The organism is Nocardia cyriacigeorgica, from assembly GCF_005863245.1.
GTDB classification, from domain to species: Bacteria; Actinomycetota; Actinomycetes; order Mycobacteriales; family Mycobacteriaceae; genus Nocardia; species Nocardia cyriacigeorgica_C.
In genome coordinates, this window is record NZ_VBUT01000029.1 from 1 (window position 1) to 1,674 (window position 1,674).

The window sequence follows — 1,674 nt, forward strand, 5'->3', positions numbered from 1 at the left end:
CCGGTGATCTCGTCGCAGTGTTTCGGTGAGCGTGGTGCGCAGTTGCAGGTCGGTGATGGCGGCGCGGAGCTGGCTGGTGCGGGTAACCGCGTGCTGGAGGAATGCGGTGAAACCGATCGCGGTGGCTTGCATGACCAGCACGCTGGCGATGGTGTAAACGAGTTCGGCAGTATCCGCAGTGCCGGGGGACCGCACGAGCATCACGACGGCGCCGCTCAGCCACAGCGCGCAGAGCAACGTCATCGACAGCGCGCGTGGACGGGCGTAGGCCAGTGCGGCGATCTGCCAACCGAGTGCCGCGACCGCCCAGTTGGCGCCGGTGGACAACTGCTCGGGCGAGAGCAGCAGCGTCTGGATCGGGACAGCCACGATCACGGCGAGAACTGTCGCCCACCACACCGGTGTGGGAAGTCCTACGCGGATATCGATCCAGGCCGCGAGGACCGCGGCCAGCGCCAGCACGATAACGGCCAGCTGCGCAACCGGGTGGTCGGCCGACAGTGCGCGCAGGCCCTGCAGCGCGGTGACGATGCCCGCGATCGCGACGAGCCCGTATCCGTAACCGCGCAGCAGGCGCCGCGAGTGATCGAACGCATCCGGCTGATCGGCTACGGAGCCGTCCTCGCGAGCCCAGCGCAGGATCACCTGCGTGCCTCGCCCTGGTGCCGAGTCGATCTCGACAGTCCCCCCTATATCGGTGATGCGCCCGATCATCGAACCGCGGATGCCGTGACGTCGCCGTCTCGGTTCGATGTCACTGCTGTCGAATCCGACGCCGTCGTCACCGATACCGACGTGATCGTCAGTGATGTCGACGGTGGCCGACCGGGCGTGGGCGTGGCGTTCGACATTGGTCAGCGCCTCCCGCGTCGCCGAGACCAGCGCCTGCCCCACGGTCGAGTCGAGCACCAGTGACGTGGGCGCGGTCAACCGGACCGGCGTGACGACATCCTCGCAGACCGCTCGCATCAACGGCACGACGTCGACGGTGCCGGATTCGGTGAGGAACACCGGCTCGGCGGTCACGGCCCGCACATCGCGTTGCAGCTGTCTTCGTAGCCGGGCCGGGTCCGCGCACACTCCTTGTCCGAGCATGGTCAGCGTCGACGCCGCCGTGTCGTGCATCGTGGCCCACATCTCCCGCTCGGCTTTGGCACGAGCTTCGGCGACCTCGGCGGCGATGCGGGTCCGATCCAACTGTTCGAACCCGTCATCGGTCGCGGCCGCCGCCCGCACAACCAGGCGGCGCAGCAAGGCCGCCATCGCCCATTCCACGAGCAGGAAATCGAGGCTGAATATCGCCATTGGGTTACCGACCCCATCGACGCCGGCAGCGCCGACAGCCCAGGACACCATGACCACCACGGTCGCGCCCAGCGACCGGATCGTGGCCGTGGCCAGCGAGAACGAGATGACCGCCGTCCCCGCGACAGCCAACATCGGACTGGCGGCGGTCGTGAACTCGGGCCCGCCGACCAGCAGCGGTGTGCACAACAAGTACACCGACACCACCGCGAGGTCGGCAAGCCGCCACCACTGCCCCATCCGGGGCCGCGACAACCGCCACAACGACCAACCCAGCAACCCGACATTGACCGCGAGCCCGCCCCCGCCGACATCACCACCGAGCAGACAGGCGAGGGCGACCACGGAGTTCACCCCGGACAGCACCGA

1 protein-coding gene is annotated in these 1,674 nt (G+C 68.3%); it reads right to left on the reverse strand.

Going from position 1 to position 1,674, the window contains the following annotated elements:
- Positions 1-1,659, reverse strand: a 1,659-nt coding sequence (locus tag FEK34_RS29795; RefSeq protein ID WP_249359746.1) for a sensor histidine kinase, incomplete at its 3' end; no start/stop codon positions are given.
- Between the last annotated feature and the right edge of the window lie 15 nt (positions 1,660-1,674).